Origin of the sequence: Halobaculum sp. XH14, assembly GCF_032116555.1 — an archaeon.
Classification (GTDB): Archaea; Halobacteriota; Halobacteria; order Halobacteriales; family Haloferacaceae; genus Halorarum; species Halorarum halobium.
This window is the reverse complement of record NZ_CP134949.1, coordinates 3,130,131-3,155,558: the sequence shown is the minus strand read 5'-3', so window position 1 is coordinate 3,155,558 and position 25,428 is coordinate 3,130,131. Positions and strand designations below refer to the sequence as shown.

Here is a 25,428-nt window from a genome sequence, read left to right as displayed (position 1 = left end):
GAACGGGCCCCGCTACTCGAGCCGTTCCTCGGCCGCGGCGATCCCGACCGCCAGGTCCACGTCGACGCCGGCGTCGGTCATCGCCTCGCCGACCGTCCGGACGCCGCGGAGAATCTGCTCGTCCGGGAGCGAGCCCATGTTGGAGACGCGGAAGATCTCCCCGCCCAGGTGGGCCTGCCCGCCCGAGATGGAGACGTTCCGCTCGGCGACTGCGTCGAAGAAGTCGGCCGCGTCGCCCCGGACCGAGTCCGGCAGGGCGATCGCGGTCACCGTGTTCGACAGCTCCGAGGGTCCCTCCGGGTTCGCGAACAGGTCGAGCCCCATCCCGACGAACCCCTCGCGGAACGCCGCCGACTGCCGGCGGTGGCGCGCGATGCGGGTCGGCATCGTCTCGCTCTCGATGCCCTCGACCGCCACGGCGAGCGCGCGGAACAGCGGGACCGCGGAGGTGAACGGCGTCTGGTGCTGGTCGGCCTTTCGGAGGTGCCAGTCGAGGTCCTCGTAGAACGGCGCGGACTCGCCGTCGACGTGTTCCTCGACGCCGTCGGTCAGGTACATCGCGGAGACGCCGGGCGGCGTCTCGATGGCCTTCTGGGCGTCGGTGAGCGCGACGTCGACGTTCCAGTCGTCGATCCGGAACTCGTCGCCGCCGATGCTCGTCACGCCGTCGACGACGAACCGGGCGTCGTGCTCGGCCGCGATCTCGCCGACCGTCTCGGCGGGGTTGAGCAGGCCGGTCGAGGTCTCGTTGTGGACCATCGTCACCAGCGCCGTCTGCTCGGAGACCGCCGCCTCGACGTTGGCGACGTCGACGGACTCGCCCCAGTCGGCCTCGACGCGGTACACCTCGTCGGTGTGGCGCTCGGCGATGCGGGCGAAGCGCCGGCCGAACTTCCCGTTGACGAGCGAGACGACCTCGTCGCTCTCGCCGACGAGGTTGGCGACGGCCGCCTCCATCCCCATCGTCGCGGTGCCGTTGAGGATCAGGCTCGTCCCGCCGCTGGACGTCGACTCGCCGTCCGGGTCCGAGTGCTCGAACACGTAGTCGAGCCCGTCCTGGGCGCGCTCGTAGACGGCCTCGAAGTCGGCCGAGCGGTGCGAGACCATCGGCTCGCTCATCGCCGCCAGCACCTCCTCGCGGACCGGCACCGGCCCGGGGTTGAGCAGCAGGAAGTCGTCGTCGGTCATACCGTCCGGTTCCGGCGCGGGCGGGATAAGCCTCGCGGGGGGTGCAAGCCTCGCCTCCGCGGGCCGCGCCTCGAGACGGCCGGCCTCGGGGGCGAGCGCCCCTCGCTCGGAGTCGCGTGGTTTTACGGCGCGGCGCTCCCAGATCCGGTCGATGACCGACGCCGCCGGGCTCGACGCCGATGAGCTCCGATTCGCCGACCCGGACAACCCCTTCCTGCTCGACCCGGACACGGAGTTCGCGTCCGCCGACTCGCTCCCCCGCGAGGCGGCCGAGTCGGAGGCCGCCCTGCTCCGCGCGGCACTCCGCGAGCACGACTACCGCTACTACGCCGAGAACGACCCGCTGATCGCCGACCGGACGTACGACCGGCTGTTCGCAAGGCTCGCGGAACTGGAGGACGCCTTCGACCTCGACACGGCCGAGTCGCCGACCCAGCGCGTCGGCGGCACGACGCTGGACGAACTGGAGACCGTCGAGCACGTGGTGCCGATGCTCTCGATCGACCAGTCCGGCGAGGCGGCTGACGTGCGGGACTTCGACGAGCGCGTCCGGCGGGAAGTCGGCGGTCGGGACGACGGCGGTGGCGGCGACGTCGAGTACACCTGCGAGCCGAAGTTCGACGGCCTCTCGGTCGAACTCGTCTACGAGGACGGCAGCTTCGTGCAGGCAGCGACGCGCGGCGACGGCGAGCGGGGCGACGACGTGACCGAGCAGGTGCGGACGATCCGCTCGATTCCGGATCGCCTCGGCGGCGACCCGCCCGAGTTTCTCGCGGTCCGTGGCGAGGTGTACATCCCCCGGGACGCGTTCCGGGAGCACAACCGCGAGCGGGTCGAGCGCGGCGAGGAGCCGTTCGCCAACCCCCGGAACGCGGCGGCGGGCACGCTGCGGCAACTCGACGTCGACGCCGTCGCACGGCGGCCGCTGGACTGCTTCTGTTATGACGTTTTGGGCTGGGAGGACGGTGGCCGGGACGCCCCGGCGACCCAGTGGGAGGGGCTCTCGATACTGGACGACTTCGGGCTGAAGACGAACGACCGGGTCGAACTGGTCGGCGACGTCGAGGACGCGGTCGAGTACCGGAACCGCCTGCTCGAGGAGCGCGAGGACCTGAACTACGAGATCGACGGGGTCGTCATCAAGGTGAACGACCTCGCGCTCTGCGAGGAGCTCGGGACCACGGCGCGTTCGTACCGCTGGGCGTTCGCGTACAAGTTCCCCGCACGCGCGGAGGTGACGACCATCACCGACGTCGTCGTCCAGGTCGGCCGGACGGGCCGGCTCACTCCCGTCGCGCTGCTCGACCCCGTGGACGTCGGGGGCGTCACCGTCTCGCGGGCGACGCTGCACAACCCCGACGAGATCGACCGGCTGGGCGTCAACGTCGGCGACCGGGTCCGGGTCAAACGAGCGGGCGACGTCATCCCGCAGGTCGCGGAGGTCGTCGAGTCCCGGAGCGACGAGCCGTACGCGTTCCCCGAGACCTGCCCGGTCTGCGGGAGCGCGGTGGAGCGGGACGGTCCGCTCGCGTTCTGCACCGGCGGGCTGGCCTGCGAGGCGCAGGCCGAGCGCGCGGTGGTCCACTACGCCAGCCGCGGCGGCCTCGACATCGAGGGGCTGGGCGAGGAGTCGGTCGAACAGCTTCGGGAGGCAGGACTGGTCGAGTCGCTGCCGGACCTCTACCGCCTGCCGGACCGGCGCGACGAACTTGCCTCCCTGGAGGGCTGGGGCGAGACCAGCGCGGACAACCTCGTCGCCGAGATCGAGGCGTCCCGGGAACCGCCGCTTTCGGACTTCCTCGCGGCGCTGGGCGTCCCGGAGGTCGGCGGCGCGACCGCGCGCAACCTCGCGCGCCAGTTCGGCACCGTCGACGCGGTCAGGACCGCGAGCGAATCCGAACTCGCGGACGTGGACGACGTCGGCGAGATCGTCGCCGCGACCGTGCGGGACTTCTTCGCCAGCGAGGAGAACGCGGCCGTCATCGACGAACTCCTCGAGTTCGTCTCGCCCCGGGAGGCGGAGACGCCCGACGACGCGGACGAACTCGACGGGCTGACGTTCGTGTTCACCGGCGCGCTCTCGGCACCCCGGAGCGCGGCCGAGGACCTGGTCCAGCGCCACGGCGCGAACGCGACGGGGAGCGTCTCGGGCAACACCGACTATCTGGTCGTCGGGGAGAATCCCGGCGCGAGCAAGCGGGAGGACGCGGACGCGAACGACGTCCCGACCGTCGACGAGGGCGAGTTCTCGGCGCTACTGCGCGAGCACGGACTCGTCTGGCCGCCGGACGACGAGGAGTGAGTCGGCTCCGGCGCGCGTGACGGCGAGCCCCGGAGGGGCGAGCAGACGCGCGCGAGGGACGAGCACCGCGGGCGAACGAGCGACGTGAGTGAGCCGAGGAGCGTGGTTCGAACGGCGCGAGCGCCGTTCGTCAGTACGGGAACCCGTCGGTTTCCCGTCGACGGTCGGATCCCGACGGAATCCGACAGCATCACGAAAACCTTCGATCTTCGAACGACGGCGGCCCCACCGAGTCGAGCATCGCGGGGGCTTTCGAGGCAGTCGAAGCGACGACCGAACCAGCGGCTGAGCCGGGAGTCACGGAGACTCTCGACCCGTTCGCGGAGACTGAACGCTCAACTGCGACCAGCGAAAAGTCGCCGGAGAGAAGCCGATCAGAGGTCGGCCCGTTCGAACTGCCACAGCCCCAGCAGCGGCGGCACGAGCAGCCAGGCGACGAGCATCACGACCGCGGCGATCTGCATGTCGACGGGACGGACGCCCTGCGCGCTCGTGAACAGCGAGCCGGCCATGAACGCGTTCACCACGATCTTGAACGAGCCGGTCGGGTTGAGCAGCTGGAGGAAGTTGAGTAGGCCCGTCCCGGAGACCGGGAGCCAGCTCGGACCGCCGCCGACGCCCAGATAGAGCCGGAGCGGGAACTGGATGACGCCCCACAGCGGGACGAACAGGAAGTAGATGCCGACCGCCCCCCCGACCGCGAGCCGCTGGGACGACATCGCCGCCGAGAACCCGACGGCGATGGCGACGAACACGGCCGCCAGCAGCGCCGTGAGCAGCGTGTAGCCGACGTAGTAGCCGGGGAGGAACCGGACGCCGGGGACCACGACGAGCAGGAACCCCGGAAGGAGGAAGCCGACGAGCACCGGCACCGAGATGGCTCCCGAGCGGCCGAGCACCTTGCCGAACACGACCTCTGCCCGCGAATGCGGCAGCGAGAGCAGTAGCTTCAGCGAGCCCGAGTCGCGCTCGCCGACCACGGCCGAGTAGGAGACGACGAGCGCGATGAGCGGGATGAGCGTCGTGACCAGGCCGTCCTTGACGAGGATGTAGTTCAACACCGCGTTCGAGGGGGCGGTCTGGCCCGCCGCGGGGCGGATGAGATACACGGCCAGCGAGACGAGCACGACGAACAGCGCCGAGAGCGCGAGCAGCCAGCGCGACCGCACCGCGTCCTCGAAGTCCTTGCGCGCGACGGCCCCCAGGCTCATGCGGAAACCTCCCCGGTTTCGGCGACGTCACGTCCCTCCGCGTAGTGGAGGAACAGGTCCTCCAGGGACGCCTCCTCGGTGGAGAAGTCCTTCACGGCGACGCCCTCGCCCTCCAGCGTGGAGATGACGGCCGTCTTCGCGTCGCTGGAACACGACACCGTGACGGTGCCGCCGTCGGTGCTGGCCGAGGAGACGCCGTCGAGCGCGCGGAGCGACTCGACGTCGTCCTCGCTCGCCGCGTCGACGGTGACGACGAGCTGCTCCTCGCCGCCGACGGCGTCGCGGAGGCCGTCGATGCTGTCCTCGGCGACGAGTTCGCCCTCGCGCAGGATGCCGACGCGGTCACAGACCGCCTCGACCTGTCCGAGCACGTGGCTGGAGAAGAACACCGTCGCGCCGCGGTCGGCCTCCGTTCGGACGATGTCGCGCATCTCCTTGGCCCCCGCGGGGTCGAGCCCCGAGGACGGCTCGTCGAGGATGAGCAGTTCCGGCTCGCCCACGAGCGCCATGCCGAGCGCGAGGCGCTGGCACATCCCCTTCGAGTAGCCGCCGGCCTTCCGGTCGGCCGCGTCGGCGATGCCGACCCGTTCGAGCAGGCTCTCCGGGTCCCCCTCGACGCCCTTCGAGCGCATGGCGAACTCGACGTGCTTCCGGCCGGTGAGCCGGTCGTACACGTCGTACCCCTCGGGGAGGACGCCGGTCCGGCGGCGGACGGCGACCGACTCGGCCTGGGCGTCCCGGGAGAGCACCTCGACGCTCCCCTCCGTCGGGCGGACGAAGTCGAGCACCATGTTGATGGTCGTCGATTTCCCCGCGCCGTTCGGGCCCAGAAAGCCGTAGACGGTCCCCTCCTCGACCGTGAGATCGAGATCGCGGACGGCGACCACGTCGCCGTACCGCTTCGTGACCCCCCGCAGCTCGATGGCTGGCATAGGCTCCGCTTCCCCCGGTCCACAATAAAGGGTTTTGGGACCGCCCCGTCCGCGGCACCACTTGCCGTAACTGACGTGCATATCCCCACGGAGAATTATTCGTTTAGCACATGACCGACGAGGACGGACGCGGCCCCCGCACCCGAGCGCTCCACGCCGGGTGGGACGGGGATCCCGAGACGGGCGCCCGGGCACCGCCCATCTACCAGACGACCTCGTACGCCTTCACGGACGCCGACACGGCCGCTGACCTGTACGCCCTGGAGCGGGAGGGCGACGTGTACACACGCATCTCGAACCCGACGACGCGGGTACTGGAGGAGCGACTCGCGAGCCTCGAGGGCGGGGTCGACGCGGTCGCCACCGCCTCGGGGATGGCCGCCGTCGACGCCGCGACGAGCGTGCTCGCCCGGGCGGGCGAGAACGTCGTCGCCAGCAGCGACATGTACGGCGGCACGAGCGCCTACTTCATCCACATGGCCAGTCGGCGCGGCGTCGATCTCCGGACGGTGCCGACGACCGACGTCGACGCCTACGCCGAGGCGGTCGACGAGGACACGGCGTTCGTCCACGTCGAGACCGTCGCGAACCCGTCGCTGGTCACGCCCGACTTCGAGGCGATCGCCGACGTGGCCCACGAGCACGCCGTCCCGCTCGTCGTCGACAACACGTTCGGCACGCCCGCGCTCTGTACCCCGATCGAACACGGCGCGGACGTCGTCTGGAACTCGACGACGAAGTGGATCCACGGCGCGGGCACGACGGTCGGGGGCGTCCTCGTCGACGGCGGGACGTTCCCGTGGGACCACCCGGACGCCGACTACGAGGAGCTCTCGGGGGAGAACCCCGCCTTCGGCGTCGACTTCGCCGAGCGGTACGGCGAGCGGGCGTTCGCGCAGGTCGTCCGCCACCGGGCGGTCCGCGCGCTCGGCAACTGCCAGTCGCCATTCGACGCGTGGCAGACGCTCCAGGGGCTCTCGACGCTCCCGCTGCGGATGGAGCGCCACTGCGAGAACGCCCGCGTCGTCGCCGAACACCTCCGGGACCACCCGGACGTGGCGTGGGTCACGTACCCGGGTTTCGCGGAGCACCCGACCCACGACCACGCCGCCCGCTACCTCGACGACTTCGGCGGCATGGTCGTGTTCGGGCTGGACGGCGGGTTCGAGGCGGGGAAACGGCTCTGCGAGGAAGTTGACCTGATCTCCTTTCTCGCCAACATCGGCGATGCGCGCAGCCTCCTCATCCACCCTGCGAGCACGACCCACGCACAGCTCACCGAGGAGGAACAGCGGGCCGCGGGCGTCAGCCCGGACCTCCTCCGGCTCTCGGTCGGCATCGAGGACCCCGAGGACGTCGTCGCCGACCTCGACCGCGCCATCGCGGAGGTGTCCTGAATGGCGGAGACGACCGGGGTCGGCGAGTTCCGGTTCGCCTGCGGCGAGACGATCGACGACCTCGAACTCGCCTACGAGACGTACGGCGAGTTCGACGGCTCGAACGCGGTGCTCGTCTGTCACGCGCTCACCGGGAGCCACCACGTCACCGACTCGGGCTGGCGCGAGGAGGGGGACGACGGGACGCCCACCGCCGGCCAGGCGCGGGCCTGGTGGAACGACGTCGTCGGGCCGGGGAAGGCGATCGACACGACCGAGTACTACGTCGTCTGCGTGAACGTTCCCGGCTCCTGCTACGGCTCCTCCGGCCCGTCGAGCGAGGGCCCCGACGGCGAGCCGTGGGGGACGAACTTCCCGCCGGTGACGGTCGGCGACTGGACGCGCGCGCAGCGACGGCTGCTCGACGAACTCGGCGTGGGCCGGCTCCACGCGGTCGTCGGCGGCAGCGTCGGCGGGATGAACGCCCTCGACTGGGCGACGCGATACCCGGACGACGTCCGGCGCGTCGTCCCCATCGCGGCGGCAGCGCGGCTCGACGCCCAGTGTCTCGCCATCGACGCCGTCGCACGCCGTGCCATCACCACCGACGCGAACTGGAACGGCGGCGAGTACTACGGCGACGGGCCGGACCCCGACGACGGGCTCGCCCTGGCCCGACAGCTCGGTCACGTGATGTACCTCTCGAAGGGGTCGATGGAGCGGAAGTTCGGCCGGCGCGCGGCCGGCCGCGACGCCCGCCGGGACGCGTTCCCCGAGGACCCGGCGGGCGCGTTCTTCCCCTACCGCGAGGTGGAGTCGTACCTCGATTACAACGCCGCCGGGTTCACCGACCGGTTCGACGCGAACAGCTACCTCTACCTGACGCGGGCGATGGACGACTACGACCTCTCGGCGGAGTACGGCTCGGACGCCGACGCGCTCGCCGCGTTCGAGGGAGAGGCGCTGCTGCTCTCCTTTTCGGCCGACTGGCACTTCACCGTCGAGCAGTCGCGGTCGCTGGCGGCGGCGTTCGAGGACGGCGGGGCGCCCGTCGCCCACCACGTCGTCGACTCGGACCACGGCCACGACGCGTTCCTCGTCGAACCCGAGTCGGTCGGGCCGCCGCTCCGCGACTTCCTCGCGGACGGCGTCGACGGTCGCGCGGTCCGCGACGAGGGGACCGCGACCGACGGCGGGGACGCGGGGAAGGAACGGCGGGCACCCGTCCACGCGAGCCTCTTCCCGGGCTGACTCTCCGGCCGACGCCCGGCACGACGCGTCGCTCGGCAGGTTCGCTTGCTGGCTGACGGGCGGCTCCGCGGGTCCGCCGGAGGATGAGCCGCACGACCGCGTCGCCCCCGGCGGCGACGCTCAGGTCACGGGGGCGCTGGTCCCGGCTTCCGGTTTGAACCCTCGCCCGACGAGCGAGCGGGGAATCCCGACGTGGTGAGACACACAACGTTTGCCGGACCGGCACGATTTAAGCCGCTGTAGCCAGTACTCGTTCGTAATGACGGACGACGTCGTCGCTCACGTCCGCTCTTCCACCGAGCGACGCGTCCGCGTCCCGTCGCGAGCGCCGCGACGACCGGGCCTTTGAGCCCACTTATCACCCCTCTCCCCACGCCGCTTGCTGCCGCATTCCCAGCCGACCAGGCTCCCCGAGCCCGCACTCCGCCATTTTATTCCAAATACCAAAACACCGAATTTAATACCCTGAAGGCCACAGGTGTCGGTAATGACACGCGTGGCACTTGCATTCAGCGGCGGACTCGATACGACGGTCTGTGTCCCGCTCCTCGAGGAGGAGTACGGGCACGACGAAGTCATCGGCGTGACCGTGGACGTCGGCCAGCCCGAGGAGGAGTTCGACGAGGCCGCCGAAACCGCCGAGGCGCTCGACCTGGAACACCACGTCGTCGACGCGAAGGCGGAGTTCGCCGACCTCTGTCTCGACTCCGTGCGCGCGAACGCGACCTACCAGGGCTACCCGCTCGGGACGGCGCTCGCGCGCCCCGTCATCGCCGAGAAGATTCTCGACGTGGCGAAAGAGCACGACTGCGCGGCCGTCGCGCACGGCTGCACCGGCAAGGGGAACGACCAGCTCAGGTTCGAGGCCGTCTGGCGCGCGTCCGATCTCGAGGTCATCGCGCCCGTCCGCGAACTCGGGCTGACGCGCGAGTGGGAGATCGAGTACGCCGACGAGAAGGACCTGCCCGTCGAGAGCGGCAACGAGGGCGCCTGGTCCATCGACACGAACCTCTGGTCCCGCTCGGTCGAGGGCGACGACCTCGAGGACCCCACCTACGTCCCGCCCGAGGACATCTACGACTGGACTGCCGCCCCCGGCGAGGCAGGCGGCGAGGAGCTCGTCGAGGTCACCTTCGAGGACGGCCACGCCGTCGCGCTGAACGGGGAGGAACTCGACGCCGTGGCGCTCATCGAGGAGCTGAACGAACTCGCGGGCGCGCACGGCGTCGGGCGCACGGACATGATGGAGGATCGCATGCTCGGGCTGAAGGTGCGCGAGAACTACGAGCACCCGGCCGCGACCGTCCTCCTCACCGCCCACGAGGCGCTCGAACAGCTCGTCCTCACCAAGTCCGAGCGCGACTTCAAGGCGACCGTCGACGAGGAGTGGGCCCAGCAGGGCTACGAGGGCCTCGTCGACACGCCGCTCATGGCCTCGCTGGAGGGCTATCTCGACGCCAGCCAGTCGAAGGTCACCGGCACCGTCACGATCAAACTCCAGGGCGGGCAGGCACGCCCGGTCGCCCGCGACTCCGAGTTCGGCGTCTACTCCGAGTCGGCCGCCTCGTTCAACACGGAGACGGTCGACGGCATCGAACAGGCCGACGCGACGGGCGTCGCCAAGTACCACGGCTTCCAGGAGCGGCTGGCGAACGAGGTGCTGGCGAACGCGACGGAGGAGACCGAGGACGCGAGCACGGACGAGGAGGAGAAGGCGACGCTGACCACCGACGGCGGCGCCGGGGAGTAGAACCGACCATGGAGGGCGAAGACACCGTGATTCGGCGCGATCGCTTCGCGGACGGCCCGGCCCGCTCGTTCATGTCGAGCCTCGCGGCCGACGAGCGCATCTTCGCCGCCGATCTCGCGGTCGACCGCGCGCACGTGGTCATGCTCACCGAGCAGGGAATCATCGGCGACGACGAGGCCGCCGACGTCCTCGCCGCGCTCGACGACGTCGAAGCCGCGGGCCACTCGACGCTCCCCGACGGGGAGGACGTCCACGAGGCCATCGAGTCGGCCGTCGTCGACCGCGTCGGCCCGAACGGCGGAAAGATGCACACCGCCCGCTCGCGCAACGACGAGGTCGCCGCCTGCATCCGGTACCGCTTCCGCGCGGACCTCCTCTCGGCCGTCGAGGCGACGCTCGCGCTCCGCGAGGCGCTGCTCGAGGCCGCGACCGCCGAGGCCGAGACCGTGATGCCGGGGTTCACGCACCGGCAGTACGCTCAGCCGACGACCGCGGGCCACTTCCTCGCCTCCTACGCCGGCGCGCTGGAGCGCGACACCGCGCGCCTGCTCGACGCCTACGACCGGACGAACGGCTCGCCGCTCGGCGGGGCGGCGTTCGCGGGTACGCCGTTCGATATCGACCGCGAGCGGACGGCGGACCTGCTCGGATTCGACGGCGTCGTGGAGAACTCGACGGACGCCTCCTCTGCCCGCGACTTCCTCGCGGAGTCGTGCGCGGCGCTGGCGACGCTGGCGACGACGCTCTCGGGGCTGTCGACGGACCTGATCGAGCACGCCGCGGACGGCTACCTCGTCCTCTCGGACGACTACTCCTCGACCTCCTCGATCATGCCCCAGAAGAAGAACCCCGACACGCTGGAACTCGTCCGCGCGGTCGCGGGCGACGCGACCGGGTCGCTGACGGCGCTGTTGACGACGCTGAAGGGGCTCCCCCGCGCGTACAACCGCGACCTGCAGCGCGCGACCCCCCACGCCTGGGACGCGGTCGATTCCGTGACCGAGGCGACCGAGGTCGCGGCCGGCGCGGTCGCCACCGCCGAGTGGGACGCCGAGGCCTGCGAGGCCGACGCCGGCGCCGGGTTCTCGACGGCGACGGGCGTCGCGGACGCGCTGGCGATGACCGGCGTGCCGTTCCGCACGGCCCACGAACTCGTCGCGGCGGCCGCGGCCGAAACCGAGAGTCCGGCCGACACCTCGGCGGCGAACGCTGCCGCCTCGGGGGGCTCTCGGGCCGCTCTCGCCGCAAATCTTGACGCGGCCGCCGAGGAGGTACTGGGTGAACCCCTTGCGACGTACGTGAGCCGCGAGGAACTCGACGCCGTGCTCGACCCGGTCGGGAGCGTCGCCGCCCGCGATTCGCGTGGCGCCCCCGCCCCGGACGCGCTGGCCGAGTCCCTTGCACGCTTGGCGGAATCGCACGACGGCCACGCGGCCGCGCTGGCCGAGCGCGACGCGGCGCTCGAATCCGCGGCCGACGACCTGGAGACGGCGGTGAGCGAGTATGTCTGAAGCGACCACGGCGGTCCGGCGGCTTCGACGACGGCTCCAGGCACGACGAGCCGCGCGACCGCGACCCGGCGTGGTGGCCGGGCGACGTGGCCGGCTGCCACGACCGCCGCGACGACCCCGACGGGCGCGAGGACCGGTCCCGACGGGCGCGCCCGGTCCGGCGTCGCTCCCGGTTCCGGTCCCGACCCCGGAGGTGCCGCCGCCGGCCCTCCTCGGGGCCACATCACACATTTCCGACGTCAAACCGGAACACGGCGGTTACAGCCTCTCTCGGCCCCGGTAGCGACGCCCCTCCCGTTTAATTTCGATTATAGAATCGACGGATTAAAGGTGTCCGGACGGGTAGGACGGGGTACACATGACGGAAGCAGATTGCCCCGAGTGCGGGTCCACCGTGGCCCTGCACGACGACCTGGAGATCGGAGAGATACTCGACTGTGGCACGTGCGGTGCGGAACTGGAGGTCGTCGACGTCTCCCCGCCGGTCCTCGAGCGAGCCCCGGAGCTCCAAGAGGACTGGGGGGAGTGAGATGAAGATCGGCATCCTCTACTCCCGCATCCGCCGGGACGAGAAGCTCCTCCTCGGGGAGCTGCGCGACCGCGGTCACGACGTCGAGAAGCTGGACGTTCGCACGCTCCAGTTCGGCCTCCACGGCGTGTCCGCCGGCGGGGTCGACGTGGGCGACTGCGACGTCGTCCTCGACCGCTGTCTCGCCACCTCGCGCTCGCTGTACGCGACCAAGTTCCTGCAGCACTACGGCGTGCCGGTCGTCAACGCGCCCGAGACGGCCGAGACCTGCGCGAACAAGGTGAAAAACAGCCTCGCGCTCGACGCCGCGGACGTCCCCACGCCCGCGACGGAGGTGGCGTTCACGAGCGACGCCGCCCTCGAGATCATCGAGCGGTTCGGCTACCCCTGCGTCCTCAAGCCGGTCATCGGCTCGTGGGGCCGCCTGATGGCGAAGATCGACACCCGCTCTGCGGCCGAGGCCGTCCTCGAACACAAGGAGACGCTCGGTCACTACGAGCACAAGGTGTTCTACGTCCAGGAGTTCGTCGAGAAGCCCGGCCGCGACGTACGCGTGCTCGCCTGCGACGGCGAGCCCGTTGCCGCGATGACGCGCACCTCGGACCACTGGCTCACGAACGCCGCGAAGGGCGGCGAGACGGCGGCGTTCGACCTGGACGAGGAGGCGACGGAACTGGTCGAGAAGGCCAGCGCCGCGGTCGGCGGCGGCCTGCTCGGCGTCGACCTGATGGAGGTCGGCGGGGCCGGAAGCGGCGAGTACACCGTCCACGAGGTGAACCACACGGTCGAGTTCAAGGCGCTGGACGGCTGCGTCGACGTCGACGTGCCCGCCGCGGTCGTCGACTGGCTCGAACTCAAAGCCGACGTGGCGGCGGAGGCGGCGGCGGTATGACGACCAGCGCCGACGGCGGGGGGGCAGGCGAGGCGTTCACCGCCGCGGTCGTCGGCGGCTCCGGCTTCACCGGCGGCGAACTGCTGCGCCTGCTCGTCGGCCACCCGGCGTTCGACGTCGTCCAGGCGACCTCCCGCGAGTACGAGAAGAAGACCGTCGGCTACGTCCACCCGAACCTGCGGGGGCTCGACCTCCGCTTCAGTTCGCCCGAGGAGCTCGAATCGGTGGACGTGCTGTTCGCGGCGACGCCCCACGGCGTCTCCATGCAGCACGTCGACGCGTTCCGCGACGCCGCCGACCTCGTGGTCGACCTCTCGGCGGACTTCCGCCTGCCCGAGGCGGAGCTGTACGACGAGTGGTACGACGGCCACGCCGCGCCGGAACACCTCGCGGACGCCGAGTACGCGCTCCCCGAGTTGAACCGCGGGAACCTCGCCGGCGCGGACCTGATCGCCGCGGGCGGCTGCAACGCGACGGCGACGCTCCTCGCGATGAAGCCGCTCGTCGACGCCGGCGTCGTCTCGGACGAGGACCGGGTCGTCGTCGACGTGAAGGTCGGCTCCTCGGAGGGCGGCGCGGGCGGGGGCAAGGCGTCCTCCCACCCCGAGCGCTCGGGCGTCGTCCGCCCGTACGCGCCGACCGGCCACCGCCACGAGGCGGAACTGGAGGCGTATCTGGGACTCTCGACGGCGTTCACGGTCCACGCGGTCGAGATGGTCCGCGGCGCCTCGGCGACGTGTCACGCCTTCCCCGGCGGCCCCGTCACGAAGGGCGACCTCTGGGGCGCCTACCGCGGGGCGTACGAGGACGAGCCGTTCGTCGACGTCGTCGCCGGCGGCGGCGGGACGTACCGCTACCCCGAGCCGAAGGCGGTCGCTGGAACGAACCGCGCGGAGGTCGGCTTCGCGCTCGACCCCGGCAACGAGCGCGTCGTGGCGTTCGGCGCCATCGACAACATGATGAAGGGCTCGGCCGGCCAGGCGGTCCACGCCGCGAACGTCGCGCTCGGGCTGGAGGAAACGGCAGGGCTGGATCAACTGGGGCTCCACCCGGTGGGGTCGCCATGAAGGGGTTCTCGGAGCTCCGCACGGACGGCGGCGCGGAGCCGCCCGTCGTCGTGAAGCTCGGCGGCGCCCGCGCGGTCGACCCGGCGGGCGCGGTTGGTGACGTCGCCCACCTCGTCGCCAACGGCCGGAAGGTCGTCGTCGTCCACGGCGGCTCGACCGAGGTGGACGACCAGCTCGAGGCGCTCGGGCGCGAACCCGAGTACGTCGAGACGCCAGGCGGCGTCACCGGCCGGTTCACCGACGAGGACACCATGGAGGTGTTCGAGATGGCCCTGCCCGGGAAGCTCAACACCGACCTCGTCGTCGGCCTCCGGAACGCCGGCGTCGACGCGCTCGGCCTCTCGGGCGTCGACGGTGGCCTCCTGACCGGCCCCCGCAAGTCGGCGGTCCGGGTGCTGGAGGACGGCAAGAAGAAGATCAAACGCGGCGACCACTCGGGCCGCATCGAGTCGGTCAACGACGCGCTGCTCGGCTCGCTGCTCGCCGACGGCTACACGCCGGTGCTCTCCCCGCCGATGCTCGGCGAGGAGGACGACGGGAGCCACACGGCGGTCAACACCGACGCCGACCGCGCGGCCGCGGCCGTCGCGGCCGCGCTCGGCGCGGAACTCGTGGTCCTGACCGACGTTGCGGGCGTCTACGAGGACCCCGACGACCCGGACACGCTCATCGGGGCCATCGGGACGCCCGGCGAGTTCGCGGCCCTGGAGTCGGCCGCCGAGGGGTTCATGACCCGCAAGGTGATGGCCGCCGAGGAGGCGCTGGAGGGCGGCGCGACCGCCGTCTACGTCTCGGACGCGAACGTCCGGGACCCGATCATCGCCGCGCTGGACGGCGCGGGGACGCGAATCGACGCGGCCGCCGTCGCTGACTCGACGGTCGCCGACGGCGGCGAGGAGATCGTGGACGGCGACGGTCCGAACGCCGACGACGGTGCCGACGCCGCCGGCGTCGACGACATCCGCGGGGTGGGGCAGTGAGTTCGCTCGACCCCGCGGAGGACGAACTGGGCGAGAGCTTCGTCTTCTCGGAGAAGCCGCTCGGCATCGAGTCGGGCGAGGGCGTCCGTCTCACGGGGACGAACGGCACGGAGTACCTCGACTTCGGCGCCTCCTACGCCTGCACGCCGCTCGGGCATAGCCCGCCCGCGGTCGTGGAGGCCGTCCAGGAACAGGCGGCCGAGCTGCTGTACGTGCAGGGCTCGTACCCGGTCGAGGCTCGGACGGAACTGTACGGGAAACTCGGCGCGCTCGCGCCCGGCGACCTCCGGAAGGTGTGGCTCTGCAACTCCGGGACCGAGGCGAACGAGGCGGCGATGAAGTTCGCGCGCTCGGCCACCGGCCGGGAGAAGATAATCGCCGCCAGGCGCGGCTTCCACGGCCGGACGATGGGCGCGCTGGCGCTGACCTGGAAGAGGAAGTACCGCGCCGCGTTCGAACCGCTCGCCGGCGGCGTGGAGTTCGTCGACTACGGCGACGCCAAGGAACTGGCCGCAGCCGTCGACGACGAGACGGCGGCGGTGTTCCTCGAACCCGTGCAGGGCGAGGGCGGGGTGAACCCCGCGACGGCCGAGTACCTGCGGACCGCGCGCGACCTGACCGAGGACGCGGGCGCGGCGCTCGTGTTCGACGAGATCCAGACGGGTCTCGGGCGGACGGGCGCGTTCTGGGCGTGCGAGCACGCCGGCGTCACCCCCGACGCGCTCACGACCGCGAAGGGACTCGCCTCCGGCCTGCCGATGGGCGCGACGCTGTGTGCCGACTGGCTCGCCGAGGAGGCGGGCGACCACGGCTCGACGTTCTCGGGCGGCCCGGTCGTCGCCGCCGCCGCGAACGCGACGCTGGAGGGAATCGTGGAGGGGGACCTGCCCGGCCACGCGGCCGACGTCGGCGACTACCTCCACGAGGAACTCTCCGCTGCGGTCGACGAACACGACCTGGGCGTGCGCGAGGTGCGCGGCCAGGGGCTGATGGTCGGCATCGAGGTGAAGCGCGGGTCGAACCGCCTGCTGCGGGACCTGGCGCTGAACCACGGGATCCTCGCGCTCCCGGCCGGCCGGTCGGTGTTGCGCCTCCTGCCGCCGCTGGTGGTCGAGGAGGACCACGTCGACGCGGTCGTGGACGCGCTGACGGAGGTGCTGTAGCGATGGCCTCGGCCGTCGACGACGCGACCGACCTCGACGCGCTCGATAGCGGGGGACGTCGGCTGCTGTACGACCTCGTCTCGATTCCCTCGGAGTCGGGCGAAGAGGCCGAGGCCGCCGAGCGCCTGGCGGCGTTCTTCGCGGAACACGACCGCGAGGTGTTCCTCGACGGGGTCGGGAACGTCCGCGCCCCAGCGGACGACTCCGTGCTGTTGACCTCCCACGTCGACACCGTGCCGGGCGACATCCCGGTCCGCATCGAGCGCGACCCGGAGGACGAGTACTCGCCCGACGGCGACGCGGTGCTGTGGGGGCGCGGCAGCGTCGACGCCACCGGTCCCCTCGCCGCCATGGCCGTCGCGGCCGTCGAGACGGGCGTCTCCTTCGCCGGCGTCGTCGGCGAGGAGACCGACTCCCGGGGCGCGCGCTTCCTCGTGGAGGACCGCGAGGAACCCGACGCGGTCGTCAACGGCGAGCCGTCCGGCTGGGACGGCGTGACGCTGGGCTACCGCGGCTTCCTCGCCGGCACGTACGTCGCGACGAGCGAGTCCGGCCACACGTCGCGCCCGGACCCGAACGCCGTCGAGCACGCGATGAACTGGTGGAATCGTGTCGAGGGCGCGTTCGAGGCGGCGGACTACGAGCCGGTGTTCGAGGGCGTGACGACGAAGCCGGTGCGCTTCGACGGCGGGCTCTCGGCCGACGGGCTCTCGATGGAGGCGACGATGGACGTCCAGTTCCGCGTTCCGCCCGAGATGGAGCCGGCGGACGTGCGCGAGCGCGCCGACGCCGAACTCGACGCCGGGACCGTCCACTGGGAGGAGCCGATCCCCCCGGTGATGACCAGCCCCCGCAGCGAGGTGGCGACGGCGTTCCGCGGGGCGATCCGACGAGCGGGCGGGGACCCGCGACTGCTCCGCAAGACCGGCACCGCCGACGTGAACCTGTACGCCGCGGCCTGGGACGCCCCGATGGCGACCTACGGCCCCGGCGACTCGGACCTCGATCACGCCCCGAACGAACGCCTCGCGCTCGCCGAGTTCGACCGCACGGTCGACGTGCTGTGTGCGGTCTGTGAGCGCCTCGCCGACTGACCATCCGATGAACACACCGACCCACGACACCGAGATGACGACCGACACCGACGACCCGTTCCCGACCGACCTGCTCGACGTGGACGACCTCTCGTCCACCCAGCTAGGGGCGGTGCTCGACCGCGCGACCGAACTGAAGGCCGGCAAGGACCTGACGCAGCTCCCGCGGTCGACGCTCGCCATGCTGTTCGAGAAGCCCTCGACGCGCACCCGGGCGTCGTTCGAGACGGGGATGACCCAGCTCGGCGGCCACGCGATGTTCCTCGGCCCTGACGACATCCAGCTCGGCCACGGCGAGCCGCTGAAGGACACCGCCCGGGCGCTCTCGGGCTACGTCGACGCGATCATGGCCCGGCTGTTCGACCACTCGGACCTGGAAACCCTGGCCGAGTACGCCGACGTGCCCGTGGTGAACGGGCTGACCGACGACGCGCACCCGTGCCAGACGCTGGCCGACCTGCTGACCATCCGGGAGGCGTTCGGCGACCTCGAGGACGTCTCGGTCGCCTGGGTCGGCGACGGCAACAACGTCGCCCGCTCGTTCGCCGTCGGCTGTGGCGTCGCGGGCGTGGACCTGACGGTCGCGACGCCGGAGGGGTACGGCCTCGGCGAGGACCCCATCGAGCGCGCCGCCGCGGCCGGCTCCGCGCCGACGATGACCGACTCGCCCGCGGACGCCGTCGCCGACGCGGACGTCGTCTACACCGACGTCTGGGTGAGCATGGGTCAGGAGAAACTGCGCGAGGAGAAGCTGCCCGCGTTCGAGGGGTACCAGTTGAACCGGGACCTGCTGGCCGACACCGACGCGCGGGTGATGCACTGTCTTCCGGCCCACCGGGGCGAGGAGATCACCGACGACGTGTTGGAGTCGGACCGGACGCTCGTCTGGGAGCAGGCGGAGAACCGGATGCACGCCCAGAAGGCGCTGCTCGTGGAACTGCTGGCGTAGTGTTTTCGCGGGACGCCACTGTCGGCACGTCGCTCGCGGGGGAACTGCTCGCGAGCCGACCGACCGTCACGCCGACGGCGACCGGTCGCGGTCCCGGTACGCGGCGAGCGCGAACGTGACGAGGCCGCCGACGAAGAACAGGACGCCCGGCTGTGCCGCCGTGAGCGCGACGCCGACCACCCAGTTCGGGTCGCCGGCCGCCCTGCTGGCCGGCTCGAACAGCTCGACCGGCGTGGTCCCGACCAGCCGCTCGACGGCGAGCTGGACGGCCAGGCTGGCGAGCCCGAGCGCCGCGACGCCCGAGGCCCAGTCGCCGAGCAGCCGGTCGAGTTCGCCCCGCGCGTCCGGTTCCGGCTCGGCGGTCAGGACGATCGGCTCGGCCGCCGGCCCGTACACCGTCATCTCGTTGCCCTTCTCCGAGTAGGTGCGGCCGAGCGACTCGACGAGGCCGGCCGCCTCCAGGTTGGTAAGGTGGTAGTGGACGTTCTGGACGGACGTGTCGACGCGGCGGGCCAGCTCCGAGGGGGGAGCCGGGTCGGCGTGGACCGCCCGGAACAGTTCGCGGGCCGTCCCCGAACCGAGCGCCTCGATCACGTCGTCGGTCTCCTCGTCGTCCACCGGGAGCACTCTCGGCGCGGCGTCGGCGGAGTCGGTCCGGCCGCCGAGCCGGGTCAGCGGCGATGCCATCTACCCCGCGGTAACGCCCGCCGGTACTTCAACGTGCGCGAAGATCAAACGCGGATTTTACCGCGCCGTGACGCGGTCGCGGCCGCCCGTCAGAGGAAGGGAACGGTGACCGCCGCCGTGACACAGCTGATGGCGAACCAGCCGGCGAAGTTCCACCACGGGACGCCGCGCCAGCGAGGCCCCGGGAGGTCGTCGGTGTACGTCCAGTGGCCGTCCGCGACCCCCTGGTGGTCGGTGAGCACGTCGTAGGTCGTGGCGAGCAGGCCGGTCGCGACGACCGCCGTCCAGCCGTCCGTCACGAGGAGCGCGACGCGGAACGCGACGTAGATCGTCCCCGTCCAGCCGAGCAGGACGTAGAGGGGGACGCCGATGACTTTCGGGCCGACGTGGTGGTCCAGCCAGTCGAGGTCGACGACGACCGCCTCGGCGACGAACGCGAGGACCGCGCCGCCGCCGAACAGCGCGACCATCGCGGGCACCGGCCAGGTGACCGCGGCGTGAGCGAGCGAGAGGAGGCCGACCGCGGCGGCGGTTCCGGCGAAGGTGCGGCTACTCGTCATGCGATCCAGTCCACATATTCGCGGCATAAACGTTGCTACCGACGGTCGGGACTACTCCCGGCGCTCGCGTCAGCACGTCTCGTCGAGACCCGCGTCAGGACCCGTTCCGGGCGCGCGCTCTCCGCACCGCGCGGAGCGGTTCGAGCCGACCGTGTCCCGTCCCGAGGTCGGTGCCGGCGCGCCCGGCCTCGCTCGCCGTCGTTTCGAGGAGTTCCCGCACGCGTCGCGGCTCGCTCCCACCGAGCACGTCGCACACGAGCGCGGCGACGCCGGCCGCCCGGGCCGCGGCAGCGGACGTCCCCGGTTTTCCCGGCCCCGACCACGGCCGGGGTGGCGCGACCAGGTCGACGCCGGTCCCCCCGTCGGACGTCGGCCCGCGACCGCTGTACGGCGCCGCGCCGTCGCCGTCGGCCGCCCCCACGGCGAGGACCGTGTCCGCCGAGGCCGGCGACGCCACGCTCCCGGTCGGCGTCGTCGGGACCAGCCGATGGGTCGGCGTCGTCACCTCCAGCCGGAACGTGTCGAGCGTGCCGGGTTCGGGAGACTCGCCGGACGGCCGGACCAGCAGCCGGTAGTCCCCGCCGTCGAGCCGCGCGACGAGCCGCTCGCCCGTCCCGGTCGGCGCGTCGGTCGAGAGCGCGATCAGGTTCCGACCGTCGCCCGTGTCGGTCCGGCGGACGAGCGCGAGCGAGAGGTCGAGAGCCGGCGGGCCGTCGTGGGTCACCCACGCGACGAGTCGCCCCGTCGGCCCGTCGTCCCCGGACGGGGATCGGACCTGCAACCCGCGGATCGCTCGCCCCTCGCGCAGCGAGTCCGGAGCGACCGGCCGCTGCCAGTGGCCACGGGCGGCGTTTCCGGTCGGTGCGACGACGACGGTTCCCGCCGCCTCCGCGTCCCGGAGGGCGCGAGCGACCGGTCCCCGTTCCGGGCTCGCGGTGCCGTGGGCCGCGACCGGCACGAGCAGGACGTCGACTCCTCGGTCCCGGAACCACTCGACCGCGAGGGCGAACTCGCGGGGGCGGCTGAACCGCGCGAGCGCGAGGTCGGCGGCGGGCGCGACCCGTGCGACCGCCGCGGCCGCCGCGGTCCCGTGGGTCGGCCCGCTCACCGCGACCGGGTCGTCCCCGAACCCGCGCAGGGCCGTGGTCGCCGAGGAGAGTTCCGGACGGCCCGGGTCGAACCCCGTCGGGTCCGCCACGCCGAGTCGCACCCCCTCGCCGGTGACGCCGGCGGCGTGAATCGTCTCGATCGGGTCGGTCCCGGCGTTCGAGGTCGGTTCGGCCGGCGGCGGATCGTCCGGGCCGAACAGCCCGTCGGGGTCGAACAGGCTGCCGAGGCGCGGGATCGGCGAGGCGGCGACGCTGGCGGCGACGGCGGCGGCACCGATCCGTAGTGCCCGACGGCGATCGACGGCGCGCGAGCCGGCGCGTGAGCGGTCGGAGGCCACGGGGTCGCCGGAACGACCCGCGGCCCGCCGTTCAATCTGTCGGTCGTGGGCCACGACGGGGTGGGCCGCGGGCGGGACACCGTACCGTAAAACGCGCTCGAAGCATTCGCTGCTTCTTATACCACCAGGGACGATGTGCCGACGGAATGCCCTCCCTCAACGTCCACCTGCCGGGCAGCGAGACGGACCGTCCGCACGCCGCCGCGACCGCCGCGACCGGCGCGGGGTGGTCGCCGTGAGATCGAACGCGCTCCGGCTCGCGCTCGTCGCCTGTCTGGTGCTGGGGGCGGTCGCGCCGGCCGCGACCGCGTCGGCGTCGGCCCCCACGACGTCACGATCGACCGCCACCGCGTCGGTCGCTCCCGCGTCCACGTCGGTCGCCGCCGGGTCGACATCAGCCGCCGCCGGGTCGACGTCGGCCGCCGGCGCCTCCGCCGCGTTCGAGTCGACCCGGGGGGCGATCACGATCGATCACGAGGGCGAACGCGTCACAGTGGCCAACGACTCCTCGCAGGTCATCTCGGGGACTGCCGAGTTCCGCGTCGGCACCGAGCTCCTCGTCCGGCTCGAGTCGACGGGCGACACCCAGCCCGCGTTCTTCGTCAGCTCGAACGCCGTCGTGACGGAGAACGGCACCTGGGCGATCGCGGCCGATCTCTCCCGGCAGACCGCCGGCGGCACGTTCTCGGTCACCGTCACGACCGAGAACGGCTCGCACTCGACGTCGGCGGACGGCGAGATCGTCGGCTGTGCGGGCGACTGCACCGAGCCGGTTCCCGACTCCCCCACGGCCCGCCCGGAACAGACCCCGACGGCGACGCCGGAGACGAACGCCCGCGTCTCGCTGTCCGACTCGATCCTCGCCGTCGACCGGGGGGACGTCGTCGCGCTCGAACTCGTCTTCCTCGGGACGGAGACGGCGACCGTCCGACTCGGCGACCGGAACGCCACCGGCTACGAGCTCGTGGTCCGCGCCCGCGACGCGAACGACGACGGGCGAGCGACGGTGTACGTCGACACGGCGCTGGCGGGCCGCGAGGGACGGACCGTCAGCGCCTCGACGGACGACGCCGCCACCGTCCGGTCGGAGAGTTCGCTCCCGTCCGCGCTGTCCGCCGGCGAGTACGAACTCGTCGTGTCCGCCGGCAACGACACCGCGGACTCGCCGGACGACGTCGGGGCCGTCGTGGTCCAGTCGGCCGAAACGACGGGCGAGAACACGACCCGGGCGAGGGCGACCCCGACCGAGCGCCCCGCGGGCAGCGGGCTCTCAGGGTCGGTGCTGACGGGGCTGTTCGGCGCGGCGTTCCTGCTGGGCGGCGCCGCGCTGGCGGCCGTCCTGCTCCGGGACTGAGCGGGAGCGCGGAGCGTCCCGCCTCGAAGCAGGAACGGGAAGCGCCGGATCGACGAGGCGACTCCGCGACGTCCTCCGGGGATCGGCGAGGTTCCCCGGGGATCGGCGACGTCCTACAGCGACTCCGCGACGTCCTCGGCGAAGTAGGTGAGGATCAGGTCGGCCCCGGCCCGCTTGATGCTCACCAGCGACTCGTGGGCGACGGCCTCCAGGTCCAGCCAGCCGCGGTCGGCCGCCGCGTGCAGCATGGCGTACTCGCCGCTGACGTTGTAGGCCGCGACCGGGTGGTCGAACTCCCGGCGGACCGCCGAGACGACGTCGAGGTACGGCAGCGCGGGTTTCACCATCAGCACGTCCGCGCCCTGTTCGACGTCGAGTCTCGTCTCCCGGAGCGCCTCGCGGCCGTTCGCGGGGTTCATCTGGTAGTGCCGCCGGTCGCCGAACGCGGGTGCGCCGTCGGCCGCATCGCGGAACGGACCGTAGAAGGCCGACTCGTACTTGGCGGCGTAGCTCATGATCGGCACCCCCTCGAAGCCCGCGCCGTCCAGCCCTTCCCTGATCGCGCCGACCATCCCGTCGGTCATCGAGGAGGGCGCGACCATGTCCGCGCCGGCCTCGGCGTGCGAGACGGCGGTCCTCTCGAGCAGTTCGAGCGTCTCGTCGTTCCGCACGGTGAGCGTCGGGTCCTCGGCGGCACCCTCCTCCACGACCCCGCAGTGGCCGTGGTCGGTGTACTCACAGAGGCAGACGTCGGTGATGACGTAGGCGTCGGTCTCGGCGGCGACGTCGCGCACGGCGCGCTGGACGACGCCGTCCTCGGCGTACGCCCGTGAGCCGACCGCGTCCTTCGACTCGGGGATGCCGAAGACGATGATCGCCTCGACGCCCGTCTCGCGCACCTCGGCGACGCGTGCGGCGGCCTCCTCGACCGGGACGCGCTCGTGGCCGGGCATCGACTCGATGGCGACGCGCTCGTCGGTCGTCGCGTCGACGAACACCGGGGCGATGAGGTCCGAGGCCGCGAGGTCGGTTTCGGAGACGAGCGGCCTGACGCCGTCGGTTCTGAGCCGGCGCGGCCGGTCCGTGAGGTCCATATCGGAGGTGTACGGGGGCGTCGTGAAAACGCCGTCGGGTACGCTCGGGGGTTTGATCGCCGTCGGTCAGGGATGCTCCGGAGCGTCGGAACGGTGCGAATCCCTGGTGGTTCTTGCCATCAGTGCACACTGGTTCTCCGTGGGGTCGTTCTCGAAAGCCCCCACGGCGTTTGGCTCGATAGCTGGTTCGGCCCGCGAGGGATGAGAGAGCGACGGGGAGCCTCAGCCCTCGCCGACCATCCGCTCCTCGCCCTCCCACTCCTGCTGGCGCAGTTCGAACTTCTGGATCTTGCCCGTCGCCGTCTTCGGGAGCTGCTTCACGAACTCGACCTGGCTCGGCACCTTGAACGACGCGAGGCGCTCGCGGCAGTAGTCGATGAGGTCGGCCTCGCTCGTGCCCGGCGACGAGACGTCGCCGTTGGCGGGCACGACGAACGCCTTCGGGGTCTCGCCCCACTCCTCGCTCGGCGCCGGGATGACGGCCACGTCGCCGACCGCGTCGTTCGAGAACAGCGTGTCCTCCAGTTCGAGCGAGGAGATGTTCTCCCCGCCAGAGATGATGATGTCCTTCTTGCGGTCCTGGATGACCAGCATGCCGTTCTCGTTGACCGCCGCCAGATCGCCCATGTGGTAGTAGCCCGAGATTCGGTCGTTGAACGCCTCCTCGGTCGCCTCCGGCTTCTCCCAGTAGCCGTCCATCACCTGGTTGCCGCGGACCACGATCTCGCCGATCGTCTGCCCGTCCTCGGGCACGTCCTGGCCGTTCTCGTCGACGACGCGGATCTCCGTGCCCAGGTAGCCGAACCCCTGCGTCTTCTTCACCCCGAAGCGGTCGTCCGAGTCGTCATCGAAGTAGCGCCGGGCGTCCGAGGTGGTGATGAGCGGCCCCGTCTCGGTCGCGCCGTACACGTGTTTGAGGTACCAGCCGAACTCGTCCTCGACCGTCCGGATCGTCGCTTCCGGCGGTGCCGCGCCGGCGGTGGCGACGCGGACGTCCTGGCCGCCGTCGACCGGGCCGCCGTGCTCGTCGTGGTGGTCCCCGAGCATCTTCAGCACGGTCGGGGCCGCACAGAAGTAGGAGACGTCCTCGTTGCGGAGGCGGTCGAACACCGCGGCGGCGTCGACCCCGCGGGTGCAGACGTGTCGCGCGCCCATCCCGGTGATCGCGTAGAGGTGGCCCCAGCCGTTCACGTGGAACATCGGGAGCGTCCAGAGGTAGGTGTCGTCGTCGCGGATCTCCTGGTGGATCGAGATGAGGTAGGCGTGGACGGTCTCGGTCCGGTGGGTCCGGCAGACTCCCTTCGGGTCGCCCGTGGTGCCCGAGGTGTAGTTGATGGTGACGACGTCGTCCTCGCTCATCTCCGGGCGCTCGTGCTCGCCGGCGTCCGCGATGGCCCCGTCGAACGACTCCCAGTCGCCCTCGACGGCGTCCGCGTCGTTGGTGATGAACGTCTCGGTCGGCACCGTGTCGCGGATCGCCTCGATGCGGTCGGCGTACTCGGCGTCGGCGTAGATGGCCGTCACGCCAGCGTCGTTGAGGATGTACTCGAAGTCCGACTCGACGAGCCGGTAGTTCAGCGGCGTGTGGACCGCGCCGATCTCGTGGCTCCCGTAGGCCGCCTCCAGGTGGTAGTGCGTGTTCGGGTCGAGGACGGCGACGCGGTCGCCCTTCCCCACCCCGCGTTCCTGGAGCGCGGCGGCGAAGCCGTCGGCGCGCTCGCCGAGTTCGTCGTACGTGTACCGCGTGCCGTCGACGGCGAGGACCGCCTCGTGGTCCCCGTAGTTGCGCCGGGCGCGGTCGAGAAAGTCCGTGACTAACAGCGGTTTCTCCATGCCTGCCGCGAACTTCCGGGACGTTCGTGATAATCGTTGCGGGATTGGTAACACCTGACGAGGGGTGAGGAAAAGTTTGGAACGCATCGCCGCCGGAATCAGTCCTCACTCGACGAGAAATCGTTTCACCTCGCTGGCGGATTTCGCCGCGACGGCAGGATGGACTCGCCCCTTACCCCTCGTAAATCCGTAAGTTCGTGAATCGGGGGACGAACACCGTCGATGTCACCGGGCAGTCTGGCGCGTTCTGCCTGAAAA

At 71.7% G+C, this 25,428-nt stretch carries 21 protein-coding genes; 13 read left to right on the top strand and 8 right to left on the bottom strand.

Annotated elements, in window-relative coordinates; all coding sequences use genetic code 11:
• Positions 1 to 12 precede the first annotated feature (12 nt).
• Positions 13 to 1,188, bottom strand: coding sequence for a pyridoxal-phosphate-dependent aminotransferase family protein (locus RJT50_RS15975; RefSeq protein ID WP_313692627.1), 1,176 nt, complete (start codon positions 1,186 to 1,188; stop codon positions 13 to 15).
• Between the two features lie 151 nt (positions 1,189 to 1,339).
• On the opposite strand from RJT50_RS15975, the gene ligA reads away from it, so the two are divergent.
• Entirely contained in the window at positions 1,340 to 3,490 is a 2,151-nt protein-coding gene (ligA, locus tag RJT50_RS15970) for an NAD-dependent DNA ligase LigA (RefSeq protein ID WP_313692625.1), read from the top strand.
• Positions 3,491 to 3,864: 374 nt separating this feature from the next.
• On the opposite strand, the gene RJT50_RS15965 is transcribed toward ligA, so the two are convergent.
• Positions 3,865 to 4,701 carry an ABC transporter permease subunit gene (locus tag RJT50_RS15965; protein ID WP_313692624.1) on the bottom strand — a complete coding sequence of 279 codons (837 nt, stop codon included), beginning with the start codon at positions 4,699 to 4,701 and terminating at the stop codon, positions 3,865 to 3,867.
• Positions 4,698 to 5,633 (bottom strand): ABC transporter ATP-binding protein, encoded by a 936-nt coding sequence (locus RJT50_RS15960; protein ID WP_313692622.1) that lies wholly within the window; start codon positions 5,631 to 5,633, stop codon positions 4,698 to 4,700. Before RJT50_RS15960 ends, RJT50_RS15965 begins: the two co-directional genes overlap by 4 nt.
• A gap of 110 nt (positions 5,634 to 5,743) precedes the next feature.
• On the opposite strand from RJT50_RS15960, the gene RJT50_RS15955 reads away from it, so the two are divergent.
• The 11 genes from RJT50_RS15955 (at position 5,744) to argF (ending at position 18,195) form a co-directional block, all read left to right on the top strand.
• On the top strand, positions 5,744 to 7,030 hold the full coding sequence (locus RJT50_RS15955; RefSeq protein WP_313692620.1) for an O-acetylhomoserine aminocarboxypropyltransferase/cysteine synthase family protein: 1,287 nt from the start codon (positions 5,744 to 5,746) through the stop codon (positions 7,028 to 7,030).
• A complete protein-coding gene (gene metX / locus RJT50_RS15950) occupies positions 7,031 to 8,260 on the top strand; it encodes a homoserine O-acetyltransferase MetX (protein ID WP_313692618.1) in 1,230 nt (409 codons plus the stop codon).
• Between the two features lie 487 nt (positions 8,261 to 8,747).
• A complete protein-coding gene (locus RJT50_RS15945; RefSeq protein WP_313692617.1) occupies positions 8,748 to 10,010 on the top strand; it encodes an argininosuccinate synthase in 1,263 nt (420 codons plus the stop codon).
• 8 nt (positions 10,011 to 10,018) lie between these two features.
• Positions 10,019 to 11,521 carry an argininosuccinate lyase gene (argH, locus tag RJT50_RS15940; protein WP_313692616.1) on the top strand — a complete coding sequence of 501 codons (1,503 nt, stop codon included), beginning with the start codon at positions 10,019 to 10,021 and terminating at the stop codon, positions 11,519 to 11,521.
• Positions 11,522 to 11,879: 358 nt separating this feature from the next.
• Complete coding sequence (lysW, locus tag RJT50_RS15935) at positions 11,880 to 12,050, top strand: lysine biosynthesis protein LysW (protein ID WP_313692615.1); 171 nt, start codon at positions 11,880 to 11,882, stop codon at positions 12,048 to 12,050.
• 1 nt (position 12,051) lies between these two features.
• Positions 12,052 to 12,942 (top strand): RimK family alpha-L-glutamate ligase, encoded by an 891-nt coding sequence (locus RJT50_RS15930; RefSeq protein ID WP_313692614.1) that lies wholly within the window; start codon positions 12,052 to 12,054, stop codon positions 12,940 to 12,942.
• Positions 12,939 to 14,009, top strand: coding sequence for an N-acetyl-gamma-glutamyl-phosphate reductase (gene argC, locus RJT50_RS15925; RefSeq protein ID WP_313692613.1), 1,071 nt, complete (start codon positions 12,939 to 12,941; stop codon positions 14,007 to 14,009). The genes RJT50_RS15930 and argC overlap by 4 nt, the downstream gene beginning before the upstream one ends.
• Positions 14,006 to 14,989 carry an acetylglutamate/acetylaminoadipate kinase gene (locus RJT50_RS15920; protein ID WP_313692612.1) on the top strand — a complete coding sequence of 328 codons (984 nt, stop codon included), beginning with the start codon at positions 14,006 to 14,008 and terminating at the stop codon, positions 14,987 to 14,989. The genes argC and RJT50_RS15920 overlap by 4 nt, the downstream gene beginning before the upstream one ends.
• Before the next feature lie 26 nt (positions 14,990 to 15,015).
• Positions 15,016 to 16,152 carry an aspartate aminotransferase family protein gene (locus RJT50_RS15915; RefSeq protein ID WP_313696053.1) on the top strand — a complete coding sequence of 379 codons (1,137 nt, stop codon included), beginning with the start codon at positions 15,016 to 15,018 and terminating at the stop codon, positions 16,150 to 16,152.
• A 2-nt stretch (positions 16,153 to 16,154) separates the two neighbouring features.
• Complete coding sequence (locus tag RJT50_RS15910; protein WP_313692611.1) at positions 16,155 to 17,246, top strand: [LysW]-lysine hydrolase; 1,092 nt, start codon at positions 16,155 to 16,157, stop codon at positions 17,244 to 17,246.
• A 34-nt stretch (positions 17,247 to 17,280) separates the two neighbouring features.
• On the top strand, positions 17,281 to 18,195 hold the full coding sequence (gene argF / locus RJT50_RS15905; protein ID WP_313696052.1) for an ornithine carbamoyltransferase: 915 nt from the start codon (positions 17,281 to 17,283) through the stop codon (positions 18,193 to 18,195).
• Positions 18,196 to 18,261: 66 nt separating this feature from the next.
• On the opposite strand, the gene RJT50_RS15900 is transcribed toward argF, so the two are convergent.
• The 3 genes from RJT50_RS15900 to RJT50_RS15890 form a co-directional block, all read right to left on the bottom strand.
• Positions 18,262 to 18,882 (bottom strand): ArsR/SmtB family transcription factor, encoded by a 621-nt coding sequence (locus tag RJT50_RS15900; RefSeq protein ID WP_313692610.1) that lies wholly within the window; start codon positions 18,880 to 18,882, stop codon positions 18,262 to 18,264.
• An 89-nt stretch (positions 18,883 to 18,971) separates the two neighbouring features.
• Complete coding sequence (locus tag RJT50_RS15895; RefSeq protein WP_313692608.1) at positions 18,972 to 19,442, bottom strand: carotenoid biosynthesis protein; 471 nt, start codon at positions 19,440 to 19,442, stop codon at positions 18,972 to 18,974.
• 94 nt (positions 19,443 to 19,536) lie between these two features.
• Positions 19,537 to 20,889, bottom strand: a complete 1,353-nt coding sequence (locus tag RJT50_RS15890) for a S8 family serine peptidase (RefSeq protein WP_313692607.1) — start codon at positions 20,887 to 20,889, stop codon at positions 19,537 to 19,539.
• Between the two features lie 235 nt (positions 20,890 to 21,124).
• Between RJT50_RS15890 and RJT50_RS15885 the strand changes: the two genes are divergently transcribed.
• Positions 21,125 to 22,243, top strand: coding sequence for a BGTF surface domain-containing protein (locus tag RJT50_RS15885; RefSeq protein ID WP_313692605.1), 1,119 nt, complete (start codon positions 21,125 to 21,127; stop codon positions 22,241 to 22,243).
• A gap of 113 nt (positions 22,244 to 22,356) precedes the next feature.
• On the opposite strand, the gene hemB is transcribed toward RJT50_RS15885, so the two are convergent.
• Positions 22,357 to 23,337 carry a porphobilinogen synthase gene (hemB, locus tag RJT50_RS15880; RefSeq protein ID WP_313692603.1) on the bottom strand — a complete coding sequence of 327 codons (981 nt, stop codon included), beginning with the start codon at positions 23,335 to 23,337 and terminating at the stop codon, positions 22,357 to 22,359.
• A 222-nt stretch (positions 23,338 to 23,559) separates the two neighbouring features.
• The gene (locus tag RJT50_RS15875; RefSeq protein ID WP_313692602.1) at positions 23,560 to 25,170 is read right to left on the bottom strand and encodes a long-chain-fatty-acid--CoA ligase; all 1,611 of its coding nucleotides are present in this window, start codon (positions 25,168 to 25,170) and stop codon (positions 23,560 to 23,562) included.
• Positions 25,171 to 25,428 lie beyond the last annotated feature (258 nt).

What these genes read in the sequence shown, in the direction of transcription:
- RJT50_RS15975 (WP_313692627.1), bottom strand. Translation starts at nt 1,188, where the DNA reads ATGACCGACGACGACTTCCTGCTGCTCAACCCCGGGCCGGTGCCGGTC.
- ligA (WP_313692625.1), top strand. Translation starts at nt 1,340, where the DNA reads ATGACCGACGCCGCCGGGCTCGACGCCGATGAGCTCCGATTCGCCGAC.
- RJT50_RS15965 (WP_313692624.1), bottom strand. Translation starts at nt 4,701, where the DNA reads ATGAGCCTGGGGGCCGTCGCGCGCAAGGACTTCGAGGACGCGGTGCGG.
- RJT50_RS15960 (WP_313692622.1), bottom strand. Translation starts at nt 5,633, where the DNA reads ATGCCAGCCATCGAGCTGCGGGGGGTCACGAAGCGGTACGGCGACGTG.
- RJT50_RS15955 (WP_313692620.1), top strand. Translation starts at nt 5,744, where the DNA reads ATGACCGACGAGGACGGACGCGGCCCCCGCACCCGAGCGCTCCACGCC.
- metX (WP_313692618.1), top strand. Translation starts at nt 7,031, where the DNA reads ATGGCGGAGACGACCGGGGTCGGCGAGTTCCGGTTCGCCTGCGGCGAG.
- RJT50_RS15945 (WP_313692617.1), top strand. Translation starts at nt 8,748, where the DNA reads ATGACACGCGTGGCACTTGCATTCAGCGGCGGACTCGATACGACGGTC.
- argH (WP_313692616.1), top strand. Translation starts at nt 10,019, where the DNA reads ATGGAGGGCGAAGACACCGTGATTCGGCGCGATCGCTTCGCGGACGGC.
- lysW (WP_313692615.1), top strand. Translation starts at nt 11,880, where the DNA reads ATGACGGAAGCAGATTGCCCCGAGTGCGGGTCCACCGTGGCCCTGCAC.
- RJT50_RS15930 (WP_313692614.1), top strand. Translation starts at nt 12,052, where the DNA reads ATGAAGATCGGCATCCTCTACTCCCGCATCCGCCGGGACGAGAAGCTC.
- argC (WP_313692613.1), top strand. Translation starts at nt 12,939, where the DNA reads ATGACGACCAGCGCCGACGGCGGGGGGGCAGGCGAGGCGTTCACCGCC.
- RJT50_RS15920 (WP_313692612.1), top strand. Translation starts at nt 14,006, where the DNA reads ATGAAGGGGTTCTCGGAGCTCCGCACGGACGGCGGCGCGGAGCCGCCC.
- RJT50_RS15910 (WP_313692611.1), top strand. Translation starts at nt 16,155, where the DNA reads ATGGCCTCGGCCGTCGACGACGCGACCGACCTCGACGCGCTCGATAGC.
- argF (WP_313696052.1), top strand. Translation starts at nt 17,281, where the DNA reads ATGACGACCGACACCGACGACCCGTTCCCGACCGACCTGCTCGACGTG.
- RJT50_RS15900 (WP_313692610.1), bottom strand. Translation starts at nt 18,882, where the DNA reads ATGGCATCGCCGCTGACCCGGCTCGGCGGCCGGACCGACTCCGCCGAC.
- RJT50_RS15895 (WP_313692608.1), bottom strand. Translation starts at nt 19,442, where the DNA reads ATGACGAGTAGCCGCACCTTCGCCGGAACCGCCGCCGCGGTCGGCCTC.
- hemB (WP_313692603.1), bottom strand. Translation starts at nt 23,337, where the DNA reads ATGGACCTCACGGACCGGCCGCGCCGGCTCAGAACCGACGGCGTCAGG.
- RJT50_RS15875 (WP_313692602.1), bottom strand. Translation starts at nt 25,170, where the DNA reads ATGGAGAAACCGCTGTTAGTCACGGACTTTCTCGACCGCGCCCGGCGC.